Below are 12,275 nucleotides of genomic sequence, written 5' to 3' on the forward strand. Positions count from 1 at the left end.
CTCGCCGTTCGATCCGCCGACAACCACCACCCTCGGCAGAAGTTGCGCGTCGAGTGCCGCTAAGCCGCGGGGCCCGGGCCTGCGACGCTGCCGGTGAGCGGTTCGCCGCCGGCGCGGCTCGCGAAGCAGTAGTAGGTGCGCTCGCCGCTCGCCCACTGCTCCTCGGTCACCGGGTAGCTGCCCTGCACCTGCAGGTCGGGAGCGCCGGATGCCGCGGCCACGTCGATCACGCCATCGACCCGGCAGAGCGGGCCCATCTGCTCGCCGAGCGCGGCCTCGCCCGGGAACGGGGCAGCCGCGTCGCCGGGCAGTTCGCCGCGGTAGACGAGCTGGGCCGCGTGCGGGGCCGCGCAGTCGACGACCGTGAACTCCTCGGCCCACGGACCCACGTACGGGTCGATGCATTCGCCGCCGAAGAGCGTGTCCCACGCGTGCAGGCCTGGGGGCTGCGCTGCCGTGGGCTCAGGTACCGGCGCCTCGGTGGCGCTCGGCGCGGGCGATGCCGCGGGTGTCGACCCGCCGATGAGCTGGGTTCCGAGGAAGTACAGTCCGGCGAGGATGACGAGCACGCCGAGGCCGCCCGCGATCCAGAGCAGCGTGCGGAGTGTGCGCTGGCTGCCGGGAGCGTCGCCGGATCCGGTCGGCGGTCGGCCGGAGCCGCTGCCCGCGCCGCCGCCGGCCGGTGAAGCCGAGCCGATCGGCGAGCTCGAGGCTCGAGCGACGCCCGTGCCACGGGCGGCGGTGGGAACGGATGCTGCGGGGCGCGATTCAGCCGTGCCTGGGAACGCGCCCGCCGTGGCAGGGAACGCGCCGGGGGCGCCGTCGGTCGCCGGGCCGGTGCCGCCGAAGAGCGCAGCGAGCGGGCCGTCGTTGGCGGCGGCGTCGCGCCGTGCGGCCGGGAACGCGGGGGTCGGGAACCCCGTGGTTGCCGAGTCGTCTGCGTCACCGATGGGGAAGGCCGTCGTCGGGGCATCCGGTGGCCAATCCGTCGAGGTATCGGCCGGAAGCGCCCCGAACGCCCACTCCGGCTCATCGTCGAGCACCGGCTCGGGCGTCAGCTCGGGCCCGGGCTGCGGTTCGGGCTGCGGTTCGGGCTGCGGCTGAGCGAACACTTGCGGGCCGATGAACGCTGCGGGCGTGACACCCGCCGACTCGAGATTCGCCTTGGGATCCTCGGCGTTGGGGTCGGGAGTGAGGTTCCAGAAGTAGCCGGTCTCGGCGACCTCGCGTGCGATCGCCGACTCCTCGGCGTCCTCGGCGTCCTCGAATTCGTCTTGATCGGTCTGGCGACCGCGGCCGAACAAGCGGCCGACTCCCCCGCGGCCACGGCCCGACGGTTCGTATTCGTCGACGTCATCGTCGTGCTCGTCGTGCTCGTCGTCGAAGTCGAGGCCGAGCGCTCCCAGGCCGGAGAGAGGACCGGTCGGCGGGTCGCCGGCGGGCGGGCCGCCCAGTGAAGTCGGACCGGGAGTGCTCACGCGCGGTGCGTGATCGGCGTCGCGGTCGCGGTTGCGGGGTGCGCCGCCGAGCTGCGCGAGCAGGTCGTCGACGGGCTCAGCCGGCTCGCGGCCGGAGTCGTCATCGCCGGTGGCCGACGCGAATGCCGGGAACGGCGGGCGGCGATCGACGCTCGCCTCGCGGAACGGCGCCCCGACGGACTCGGAGATTCGGGGATCGGCCTCAGCCGAACCTCGAACCTCGAGATACGGGAACCCTGCCGTCGTGGGTTCCGACTTGGTCGGAACGGGCTGCTGGGATGCCTGCGGTGCGTCTGCAGCACGAGACGCCGGCGACGGAGGCGATGCGGCCTCGGGCGGCGTCGGTGACGCGGAAGGCCACGCCGGTGGCTCAGGTGACGCTGGCGGCGGAGTTGACGCGGTCGGTGCTGGCGACGCGGCGGCCTCGGGCCACACGGATGACGCGGGGGGCGCAGGTGACGGTGGAGGCGACGTCGGCGCAGCGGGCTCGGGCCACGCGTGCGCAGCAGGCGGCGCAGGCGAAGGCGGAGGAGGCGACGCCGGCGCAGCAGGCTCCGGCGACACGGGAGACGCAGCAGGCGGCGCAGCGGGCGGCACGGGTGGCGGCGTCGGCCCAGCCGGATCGGGCTCGTTGAGGGCCGACCAGAGCTCGGCATCGTAGTTCGGCAGTTGCGACCGTCGGGCTGCTCGCTCCTCCCAAGTCGGAGGCGCGGTGTCGGGCGCGATCGGATGCTGCACCGGCGTGAACGACTGCCGGGCGACCGGCGGCGGGGTGTAGTCGGCGAACGGCGACTCGGGCGGAGGCACGCGATCGGCGGGCGCGGCGGGCGGCACCGCGGGCGGATCAGCCGCCGGGGGAGCCGAAGAGGTGGAGGCGGCCGGCGTCGAGGGATCAGACGGGGTCAACGGCTGCGACAGGTTGCGGAATGCAGACCGGAGGGCGTCTTCCGAGTCCAGTTCGTTCGAGCCCCAAGTGAGGGCGAACGGCGCCGTCGGCGTGACCGGTCCGGGCGGTGTGTCGGATACGTGGGATGCCGGCGGAATCGGCGCCGCGGGAGGCGCCGCGTCCTGAGGCGGAGCGACGGGCGGCATCTGCTGGGCAGGCGGCACTGGGGTCGGGGCGACGGGCGGAGCCTGCGGGGTGGTCGGAGCCGGCGTCGGCGTCGGAGTCGGAGCCGGAGTCGGAGTCGGCGCTGCCGTCGGCGCGACCGTCGGCATCTGCGGAGCCGCCGTTTGGCCCACCGGAGGCTCGACCTCGGTCAAGTAGACGGGAGTGGTAGGCGGCGCGACCGGTGGCACGGGCGGGATCGGCGTCGGCGGCGTCGCGGGCGGCGGCACGGCCGGGGCAGCGGGACGCCCGACCGCGAACGGCGGAGTCCACGACGGCAGGGCGGCGGGAGCGTACGGCGCGGGCGGTTCCTCGGGCGCAGGCGGTTCGGCTGCGGAGCCGCGGTCGAGCGGCGCGCCGACGATCGGGAGTGCCCGCGTCGCGGCATCCGTCGCCGATGGAGCGGAGTCGGCGAGCGAGAACCAGTCGAGTACCTCTTCGCGGCGCGGGGCGGGAGTGCGCTCGGGCGTCGGCGGCGGGGGCGGCACCACCGGTGGTGTAGCCGCCGCGGGCTTCTCGGGGCGCGTCGAGGGAGGCGGCACGACGGGCGGCTCGCTGCGGGCTGGCGGGCGCCCGGCGGCGAGTTGGGCGAGCAGCCAGTCTGCTCCCCCTTCCGTGCCGCTCTCGTCGCGCCCGTCAGCGTTCATCAGGCCAAGCCCAGGTCTTCCAAGCCGATCGCGTAGAGGTAAGGCACGCCGGCGGCCTCGATGACTTCGCGCGCGCCGGTGGCGCGGTCGACGACGACGGCGACGGCCGCGACCTCTGCCCCGACCCTCCGCAGGGCCTCGATCGCCTTGAGCGGCGAGCCGCCGGTGGTCGACGTGTCTTCGAGCACGATCACTCGCTTGCCCTCGAGGTCGGGGCCCTCGACCTGCTTGCCGCGGCCGTGGTCTTTCGGCTCCTTGCGCACGACAAACGCATCGTAGGCGAGTCCGCGGGCCGCGCCTTGGTGCAGGATCGCCGCGGCGACCGGGTCGGCGCCCATGGTCATGCCGCCGACGGCGGAGACGCCGGGCACGTCGTGGATGAGGTCGAGCATGACCTGTCCGATGAGCGGAGCGACCCGGTGATCGAGGCTCACCTTGCGTAGATCGACGTAGTACGAGGCCTTCTTGCCGCTCGTCAGGGTGAAGTCACCATGGAACACGGCATCGGCCGAGATGTGGTCGATGAGCTGCCGACGTGCGTCGGTGATGTCCAGAGGCTCTCGAATGGTCACCCGAATACTCTACGGCCCGCGCGCTGTGAGAGCAGGATCGGATGTCTCGGGTGTGACGAAAGCTCACGTCGACGACGAAGGGCCGCCCCGCGGGGTGTCCCTCCCCCGCGCGGCGGCCCTGCGCTCGGGGATTGCGACCCCATGCTCGCGGCGCCTAGACGGTGCGGGCGAACGTCTCCTTCGGCAGGCGACGGTAACCATCGCGAACCGTGTTGAAGATCGAGGCGGAGATGGCGGCGGCGGAGACGCCGCCGAGGAGCAGGATGGCGGTGAACACGATGATTTTCCTTTCGAAGATGAAATGGCTGGTCGAGCGACCGTTGCGCCGTTGCACGTGTTCGACTTCTCCATTGAACCGCGAAAAACCTTTCAGCACAATCGCATAGTGCTTCACGAATAGTTTAGGCTGGCTACATGGACGTACATCGACTCGATCTCTTGCGCGAGCTCTCCGAGCGCGGCAGCGTCACGGCCGTGGCCGAAGCGACCGGTCGCACCCCATCCGCCGTCTCGCAGCAGCTCAAGGTGCTCGAGCGCGAGGCCGGGATGCCCCTGACCGCACGCAGCGGACGAGGCATCGTGCTGACGAGCGCAGGCCAGGCGCTCGCTCGAAGCGCCACTGACATCGCGATCGCCTTGGAGCGCGCCGCAGCGCTGTGGGACGAATTCCGCAACCATCCGAGCGGCGAGGTCACGCTGCTCACCTTCCCCACGATCGGTGCAACCCTGTTGCCGAGCGTGCTCATCGACCTGGCCCAGGTCGCCGGGCTCACCGTGCGCTGCACCGACCTCGACCCCGAGCTCGAGGAGTTCGCCGATCACACCGGCGACTTCGACATCGTGCTCGCCCACACGATGCCGGGCCTGCTCCCATGGGGCGGCCGGGGCCTGCGTGCCGTCCCGCTCCTCACCGAGCCGCTCGACATCGGCCTGCCCGCAGACCACCGCCTCGCGGGCCGCGCGCACGTCACGGCGGCCGACCTCGTCGACGAGACTTGGCTCGGGGTCCCCATGGGCTATCCCTTCGAGCGCATCCTGCACGAGGTGGAGCAGCAGGCCGGGTCGCGAGTGCAGGTGAGCCAGCGGTTCAGCGACATGCGCATCATGGAGGCCTTCATCGAGGCAGGGCTCGGCATCGCCTTCGTGCCGCGCTACACGTCGGGCCCCGTGTCATCCGGCATCGTGCTGAAGCCGCTCCGCGGCGTGGCATCCGCTCGCCAGATCGTTGCGCTTGTGCGACCGGATGTCGCGGAGCGACTCGCCGTGCGCACCGTGCTCGACGTGCTCGTCGATCGTGCCGCGCGGCTCGAGTCCGCGCGCGCGGCCGCATGACGATCGGCATCATCGCCCTGCAAACCGGCTCGGACGCTCCCGGCGACCGGAACCTCGGCGTCACGGTCGTGCCGGGTACACTTCGGCAGCATGGGCGATGACGCGATCCTGTTCGAAGTGTCCGACGGGCTGGCGCACGTCACGCTCAACCGCACCTCGCGACTGAACGCCGTCGACCCCGACGCGATCCGCCTGTGGCGAACCATCGCGCATGAGGTCGCCGAGCGCGACGACATCGGCGCCGTGCTCTTCGACGCGAACGGCCGCGCGTTCTGCGCGGGCGGCGACGTGCTCGCGATGTCGCAACTCGCGGCGGGGCAACCCGACGCGGGCGCCGTGATCACCGGCCTCGCCGACGTGATCCACGAGGGCCATCGGGTGCTGCGCGAGAGCGCGAAGCCCATCGTCGCGGCAGTGCAGGGCCCCGTCGCCGGGGGTGGACTCGGCTTCATGCTCGTCGCCGACGTCATCGTCGCCTCCGAGCGCGCCACGTTCGCGAGCAGGTATGCGGATGTCGGACTCACCCCCGATTGCGGCGTCAGCACCCTGCTGCCCGAGGCGATCGGCGCCCTCCGCGCGCTCGAGCTCACCCTCACCTCGCGCACCCTCTCGGCGACGGAGGCACTCGAGTGGGGACTCGTGACCGAGGTCGTGGCCCCCGAGGCGCTCGACGCTCGCGCCCGCGAGATCGCCGCGTCGTGGCTCCACGGGGCGACCGCCGCGTTCGGGCAGACAAAGCGACTCATGCGGGCCGGACTCGCTCGCTCCTTCCGCGAGGCGCTCGACGACGAGGCCCGCACGATCGGGGCCGCGTTCGAGTCGCCGCATGCGCGAGCCGCGGTCGCTGCCTTCGCGAGGGCCTCATCCGTACGCGCATCCGCCCAGAGCGGGCCCCCGACCGCGCAGGAGTGACGTTGTTCGACCGGAGTGCGTGGAGCGGATGCCTCCACGCGAACATCCTCACTCCAGTGCGGTAAGCAGGACAGATCGAGACGAGGAGGGCGGATGCAGGATCCGGCAGAGCAGTTCAATGGCATCGCCGCGGAGATCGCGCGGCGCGTGAAGGCCGCGGACCTGACGGTCGCGGTGGCCGAGTCGCTCACGAGCGGCGCGCTCTCGAACGCGCTCGGTGCGGGGCATGATGCATCCGACTGGTTCCGCGGTGGCGTCGTCGCCTATGCCGAAGCCGTGAAGCGTGAGCTGCTCGGGGTGACCGCGGAGTCCGTCACCTCGGCGCAGTGCGCGCGCGAGCTCGCCGCTGGCGTCGCTCGCGTGCTGGGTGCCGACGCCGCGGTCGCCGTGACCGGGGTGGGCGGCCCCGAATCCGCCGACGGGGAGCCGGCGGGCATTGTGTTCGCGGCCGTTACCGTGCAGGGTGCCACGCACGATGCGCGTTTCAAGTTCGACGGCGACCCGTCGCACGTCGTGCACCAGACAGTGCGCGCCGCGCTCGAACTGCTGCGCGACGCGCTGCCGCCAGCGCCCTGACCTTCGTTCCAAGCGACGGCGACGTCGTTCGAACTCGTTCAGCGAGCAGCGGATCGGCGCGCTCTCCAGACGAGGAGGACGACGGAGACGGCCGCGATCCACAGCAACGTCGGCTGGAACGACGCGATGAACAGCGGGATGTCGGCGATGAGGACCGGACGCAGAATGGTCGCGATGCCGGCGACGACACCGAACCACGCGAGCCACCGGGGCAGCCCGCCGGCCCGAAGCGAGACCGCGCTGACGGTGATGATGACGACGCCGAGTGCCACCTGCCCTTGGGCTATGGCGGTCGACCACAAGCCCTGGAGGAGCAGAGCGGAGTTGACGTCGAGCTGGTAGTCGGGGCTCGTGCGCAAGACCACGGCGATCCCTGTGGACAGCGTCTCGGACAACAGCCCGCCCGCCAGGAAGATCGCCGAGCCGATCGACACCACGCCGCTTACCCAGTCCGAGAGGCCTGACTGGCTGACAACGCGGCGCAGCCCTGCGAAGAACCCGATCGCGAAGACGAAGATGAGGTTCGACAGGGTGAAGAACACCACCATCTGGCCGACGTTCCCGTCGTCTTGCAGGTAGGCGGCCAGCTCGTCGCCCGCGCCCGCGTTCCAGTAGCTCGGCACTCGTTGCAGCACTTGCGACAGTGGGCCGTTCACCAGGATGGCTGCCACCATCCCGATTCCGCACCAACCGGTCAGGCGCCGCGCAGTGCCATCGAGGGAGTGTCGCTGGTCGATCGCCGGATCTGTCGCGTCGGCCTTCCGCGCTGTCGGGTTCGACATCGTCTCCTCCTCGTTAGAGCTTCACTATATTGAACATAGTTATACTCTCTTTAATGGGCTATGGCTATACTCAAACCGTGAACTCTGATTCCCCGCGGCTCACCCATCGACAGCGCCAGGCCCAAGAGACGAAAGACCGGATCATCGCCGCTGCTCGGGTACTCATGGCGCGCAACGGTTGGGCCGGCACCACCATTGACGCGATCGCGACGGAGGCCGGCGTCGCACACCAGACGATCTACGCCGCGTTCGGCAACAAGCGGGCGCTGCTCGAGGGCATGCGCAGTGTCATGCTGCGGGACTCCAACATCCCCGAGTTGATGGCCCAAGCCGCCGCTGAGCCAGAGGCCCCTCGTCGCCTCGAGTTATGGGCACGGCTCATCCGCCAGCAGATGGAGACGAGTTTCGATGTGATCTCCATCCACCGCCAGGCCGCCGCATCCGACCCGAAGGTCGCCGCCGATTACCGCAACGTGCTCGACAACCGCGCCGGCGTCTTCGCAGCGTTTATCCACGATCTCCATTCCGACCTTGCCCCCGGGGTCACCGAATCAGCCGCGACCGACATCCTGTGGTGCTTCTCCAACGAGGAGATCTACCGCGAACTCGTCGAGGAACGCGGCTGGTCGGCAGACCGCTACGAGCGATGGCTCGGCGCGACGCTCGTGGCGCAACTGATCACCACACCCGCCATTGCGGTGTGAAGCGCCGTGATGGCCGTCAGTCGTGCTGCGGGAACCCGAGGTTCAGTCCGCCGTGGCTCGGGTCGAGCCAGCGTGAGGTGATCGCCTTCTCCTGGGTGTAGAAGTCGAAGCCCCGCGGGCCGTACGCCTTGGCGTCGCCGAAGAGCGAGTCCTTCCAGCCGCCGAACGAGTGGTACGCCACGGGAACCGGGATCGGCACGTTGATGCCGATCATGCCGACCGTCACCTCGCGCTGGAAACGCCGGGCGGCGCCGCCGTCGTTCGTGAAGATCGCCGTGCCGTTGCCGTAGGGCGATTCGTTGATGACGCCGACTCCCTCTTCGTAGCCGTCGACCCGCACGACCGAGAGCACGGGGCCGAAGATCTCGTCGCGATACACCTTCGACGAGGTCGGCACCTTGTCGACGAGCGTCGGGCCGAGCCAGAAGCCGTCGGGCTCGCCGTCGATCTCGACGCCCCGTCCGTCGACCACGAGTGAGGCGCCGTCGTCGACGGCGACGTCGAGGTAGCCGGCCACCTTGTCGCGGTGCTCGCGCGTGATGAGCGGGCCCATGTCGCAACCGCGCGTTCCGTCGCCGATCGTGAGCCGCGACATCCGCTCGGCGACCTTCTCGACGAACTCGTCGGCGATCGTGTCGACCGCGAGCACGACCGAGACGGCCATGCAGCGTTCGCCCGCCGAGCCGAAGCCGGCGTTCACGGCGGCGTCGGCGGCGAGGTCGAGATCGGCGTCGGGGAGCACGAGCATGTGGTTCTTCGCGCCGCCGAGCGCCTGCACGCGCTTGCCGTTGCGTGCCGCCGTCTCGTAGATGTACTTCGCGATCGGCGTCGAGCCGACGAACGAGATCGCACGCACGGTGGGGTGCTCGAGCAGGGCGTCGACGGCGACCTTGTCGCCGTGCACGACGTTCAGCACGCCGTCTGGCAGGCCGGCCTCCTGCATGAGCCGTGCGAGCCAGATCGCCGCAGAGGGGTCTTTCTCGGACGGCTTCAGCACCACGGTGTTGCCCGTCGCGATCGCGAGCGGGAAGAACCACAGTGGCACCATGGCCGGGAAGTTGAACGGGCTGATGATGCCCACGACGCCGAGCGGCTGCTTCGTGGAGTACACGTCGATGCCCGTCGAGACGTTCTCGGAGTGCTCGCCCTTCGTGTAGCCCGGCATCGCGCACGCGAGCTCGACGACCTCGAGTCCGCGCGCGATCTCGCCCGCGGCATCCGACAGCACCTTGCCGTGCTCGCTCGTGAGGATCGCCGCGAGCTCGTCGCTGCGCGAGTTCAGGAGCTCGCGGAACGTGAACATGATCTGCTGCCGCTTCGCGATCGAGGTGTCGCGCCAGCCGGGGAACGCGCGAGCCGCCGCTTGCACGGCGGTGTCGACGTCGTCGGTCGACGCGAAGCGGACGCGCTTCTGCTCGACGCCCCGGGCGGGGTTGTAGACGGGGCCGGTGCGCTCGGAGTCGCCGGCGACGGATGCCCCGTCGATCCAGTGCTCGACCATGGTCGCCTCGGCGGCCTTCGGCTCGGTTCCGGACGGTGCTGCTGATGTGGTCTGGCTCATGAGTCAGCCCTCTCCTTCGAGTGCAGTGCTCAATACTTCATCGTAGATCGCCATGGCTTCGGCGACCTCATCTGCGGTGACGATGCATGGAGGCACGACGTGGATTCGGTTGTCCTGTACGAACGGCAGGAGTCCTCGCTCGACGAGCGCGGACTTGATGCGGCCCACGGCCGGCGGCGCCAGCGGCTCGCGGGTCTCGCGGTCGGCGACGAGCTCGAGCGCCCAGAACACGCCTTCGCCGCGCACCTCGCCGATGACCGCGTGCCGTTCGGCGAGGTCGTCGAGCGCCGGCGCGATCGCGGTGTCGCCGACGTCGCGCGCATTCGCCACGATGCCCTCGGACTCCATCGCGTCGAGCGCCGCGACGATCGAGGCCATGGCGAGCGGATGCCCCGAATACGTGAGCCCCCCGGGGAACACCCGCTCGTCGAACGTCGCCGCGATCGGGTCGGAGATGAGCACCCCGCCCACGGGCACGTAGCCCGAGTTCACGCCCTTCGCGAAGGAGATGAGGTCGGGGCGCACGTCGTAGCCGTCGAAGGCGAACCAGCGTCCGGTGCGGCCGAAGCCGCACATGACCTCGTCGAGGATGAGCAGGATGCCGTGCCGGTCGGCGAGCTCGCGCACGCCCGCGAGGTAGCCGGGCGGCGGAATCAGGATGCCCGCGGTGCCCGGGATCGTCTCGAGCAGGATCGCGGCGATCGACGACGGCCCCTCGGCGAGGATCACGTGCTCGAGGTGGCGAAGGGCGCGCTCCGACTCCTGTTCGGGGGATTCGGCCCAGAACTCCGAGCGGTAGAGGTAGGGGCCGAAGAAGTGCACGTGCCCTCGGGCGAACTCGTTCGGGATGCGCCGCCAGTCGCCCGTCGCGACGACGGCCGCGCCCGTGTTGCCGTGGTACGAGCGGTAGGTCGAGAGGATCTTGTCACGGCCCGTGTGCAAGCGGGCCATGCGGATGGCGTTCTCATTGGCATCCGCACCGCCGTTGGTGAAGAAGACCTTGTGGAATCCGGATGGCGCGTGCGAGACGATGCGCTTGGCCGCTTCGCCGCGCGCGAGATTCACCGTCGCCGGCGCGATCGTCGTGAGCAGCTCGGCCTGCTCTCGGATCGCCTGCACGACCGCCGGATGCTGGTGGCCGATGTTGACGTTCACGAGCTGGCTCGAGAAGTCGAGGTACTCGCGGCCGGCGTGGTCCCAGACGCGGCATCCGAGGCCGCTCGCGACGACGAGCGACGACGGCTGCGCCTGCGCCGACCAGGAGTGGAAGACGTGGGCACGGTCGAGCTCGCGGGCGAGCTCGTCGAGGCTCTCGGTGAGGCTTTCGGTGACGTTCTCGGTCATGGCGTCGGTGCCTTTCGTGTGTGGGGTGGATGCCCCGTGGCCCGCCGGGATGCGCCGGCCACGGGGCATCCGCTCGCTAGTTGCCGCCCTCGGTGAGCTCGACCTCGATGGGCTCGAAGCCCTCGCCCGTGAGGTCGAGATCCTCGCCCTCGAGCTCGTCGAGCGCCTGCTGGATCCACTCGTTCGACCACGCGGTGGCCGGCGGCTCCTCGGTGATCGGGCTCGCACCCGACTCGTTCACGGCGCTGAGCGCACCGTCGACCGTGGCCTGCCAGGCCGCCTCGTCGATGACGCCGATGCCGTTCGGCGACGGCCAGATGAGCTTGTTCGTCTCGTTGACCATCCAGAGCTCGTGGCTCGGACCCCATCCGGAGCCCTCGCCGATCGTGATCTCCGACGCCTCCTCGGGGTTTTCGGCCGCGTAGACCCAGCCCTTGATGACGGCCTTCAGGAACTTGACCGTGGTCTCCTGGTACTCCTCATCGGACTCGAGTCGTTCGGTGTCGGCCCAGATCGCGTCCTGGAGCATGGCGCCCTCGGTGTCCTCGTAGCTGATGACGTTGAAGTCGTCGGGCTGGTAGAGCTCACCGGTGTCGGGGTTGGCCGTCTCGAGCAGCTGCGCGTACTCGTTGTAGGTCATCGCCTGGGCCGCGTCGATGTCACCCTGCAGGAAGGCGTTCATGTTGAAGTCCTGCGTGATGATCTCGACGGTCGACGAGTCGAGGCCTTCTGCGGCCATGGCCGCGAAGATCTCCCACTCGTTGCCGAACCCCCATGAGCCGATCTTCTTGCCCTCGAAGTCGGCCACCGAGTCGATGCCCGAGTCGGCCCACGACACCTGCAGGGTGCCCGAACGCTGGAAGATCTGCGCGATGTTGGTGAGGTTCGCGCCCTGCTCGATCGAGCCGAGCACCTTCGGAACCCACGCGATCGCGTAGTCCACGTCGCCGTTGGCGAGCGCGTCTTGCGGAACGATGTCACCGCCCGAGGGGATGATCTCGACCTCCAGGCCCTCCTCCTCGAAGTAGCCGTTCTCCTGGGCGGCGAAGTACCCGGCGAACTGGCCCTGCGGCAGCCACTGCAGCTGGAGCTTCACTTGCGTGAGCTCGTCACCGCCGTTGCCGTCGCCGCCGTCGCCGCCCCCGTCGCCGGGTGCCGCGCATGCGGTGAGTGCGAGCGCCGCCGACAGGGCGAGGGCGCCGATCGTCGCGAAGCGACGTCTGCTGTGGTTCATGTCGGTCCTTTCGTGTTGCGGTGCG

Annotated in this window: 11 protein-coding genes; 4 read left to right on the top strand and 7 right to left on the bottom strand. The window is 70.2% G+C overall.

The window, feature by feature from the left end; genetic code table 11:
• Nucleotides 1-59 precede the first annotated feature (59 nt).
• The 3 genes from QFZ29_RS16085 to QFZ29_RS16095 all read right to left on the bottom strand — a co-directional run bounded on the left by QFZ29_RS16085 (nucleotide 60) and on the right by QFZ29_RS16095 (nucleotide 4,199).
• The gene (locus QFZ29_RS16085) at nucleotides 60-3,233 is read right to left on the bottom strand and encodes a hypothetical protein (RefSeq protein ID WP_306895044.1); all 3,174 of its coding nucleotides are present in this window, start codon (nucleotides 3,231-3,233) and stop codon (nucleotides 60-62) included.
• A complete protein-coding gene (pyrE, locus tag QFZ29_RS16090) occupies nucleotides 3,233-3,787 on the bottom strand; it encodes an orotate phosphoribosyltransferase (RefSeq protein ID WP_306896767.1) in 555 nt (184 codons plus the stop codon). Before pyrE ends, QFZ29_RS16085 begins: the two co-directional genes overlap by 1 nt.
• A 172-nt stretch (nucleotides 3,788-3,959) precedes the next feature.
• Nucleotides 3,960-4,199, bottom strand: a complete 240-nt coding sequence (locus QFZ29_RS16095; protein WP_306895045.1) for a hypothetical protein — start codon at nucleotides 4,197-4,199, stop codon at nucleotides 3,960-3,962.
• Between the two features lie 20 nt (nucleotides 4,200-4,219).
• Between QFZ29_RS16095 and QFZ29_RS16100 the strand changes: the two genes are divergently transcribed.
• The 3 genes from QFZ29_RS16100 to QFZ29_RS16110 all read left to right on the top strand — a co-directional run bounded on the left by QFZ29_RS16100 (nucleotide 4,220) and on the right by QFZ29_RS16110 (nucleotide 6,625).
• On the top strand, nucleotides 4,220-5,137 hold the full coding sequence (locus QFZ29_RS16100) for a LysR family transcriptional regulator (protein WP_306895046.1): 918 nt from the start codon (nucleotides 4,220-4,222) through the stop codon (nucleotides 5,135-5,137).
• A 90-nt stretch (nucleotides 5,138-5,227) separates the two neighbouring features.
• On the top strand, nucleotides 5,228-6,049 hold the full coding sequence (locus tag QFZ29_RS16105; RefSeq protein WP_306895047.1) for an enoyl-CoA hydratase/isomerase family protein: 822 nt from the start codon (nucleotides 5,228-5,230) through the stop codon (nucleotides 6,047-6,049).
• A 93-nt stretch (nucleotides 6,050-6,142) separates the two neighbouring features.
• Complete coding sequence (locus QFZ29_RS16110; protein WP_306895048.1) at nucleotides 6,143-6,625, top strand: CinA family protein; 483 nt, start codon at nucleotides 6,143-6,145, stop codon at nucleotides 6,623-6,625.
• 38 nt (nucleotides 6,626-6,663) lie between these two features.
• Here QFZ29_RS16110 and QFZ29_RS16115 read toward each other — a convergent pair whose 3' ends face one another.
• Nucleotides 6,664-7,407, bottom strand: coding sequence for a hypothetical protein (locus QFZ29_RS16115; protein WP_306895049.1), 744 nt, complete (start codon nucleotides 7,405-7,407; stop codon nucleotides 6,664-6,666).
• Nucleotides 7,408-7,484: 77 nt separating this feature from the next.
• Here QFZ29_RS16115 and QFZ29_RS16120 point away from each other — a divergent pair, with 77 nt between their 5' ends.
• The gene (locus tag QFZ29_RS16120) at nucleotides 7,485-8,111 is read left to right on the top strand and encodes a TetR/AcrR family transcriptional regulator (protein WP_306895050.1); all 627 of its coding nucleotides are present in this window, start codon (nucleotides 7,485-7,487) and stop codon (nucleotides 8,109-8,111) included.
• A gap of 16 nt (nucleotides 8,112-8,127) precedes the next feature.
• Here the strand turns inward: QFZ29_RS16120 and QFZ29_RS16125 are convergent, their stop codons facing one another.
• From QFZ29_RS16125 to QFZ29_RS16135, 3 genes are all read right to left on the bottom strand, one after another.
• Nucleotides 8,128-9,612 (bottom strand): CoA-acylating methylmalonate-semialdehyde dehydrogenase, encoded by a 1,485-nt coding sequence (locus tag QFZ29_RS16125; RefSeq protein WP_306896770.1) that lies wholly within the window; start codon nucleotides 9,610-9,612, stop codon nucleotides 8,128-8,130.
• Between the two features lie 63 nt (nucleotides 9,613-9,675).
• A complete protein-coding gene (locus QFZ29_RS16130; RefSeq protein ID WP_306895051.1) occupies nucleotides 9,676-11,016 on the bottom strand; it encodes an aspartate aminotransferase family protein in 1,341 nt (446 codons plus the stop codon).
• A gap of 76 nt (nucleotides 11,017-11,092) precedes the next feature.
• Entirely contained in the window at nucleotides 11,093-12,250 is a 1,158-nt protein-coding gene (locus QFZ29_RS16135; RefSeq protein ID WP_306895052.1) for an ABC transporter substrate-binding protein, read from the bottom strand.
• Between the last annotated feature and the right edge of the window lie 25 nt (nucleotides 12,251-12,275).

The organism is Agromyces albus (assembly GCF_030815405.1).
Classification (GTDB): domain Bacteria; phylum Actinomycetota; class Actinomycetes; order Actinomycetales; family Microbacteriaceae; genus Agromyces; species Agromyces albus_A.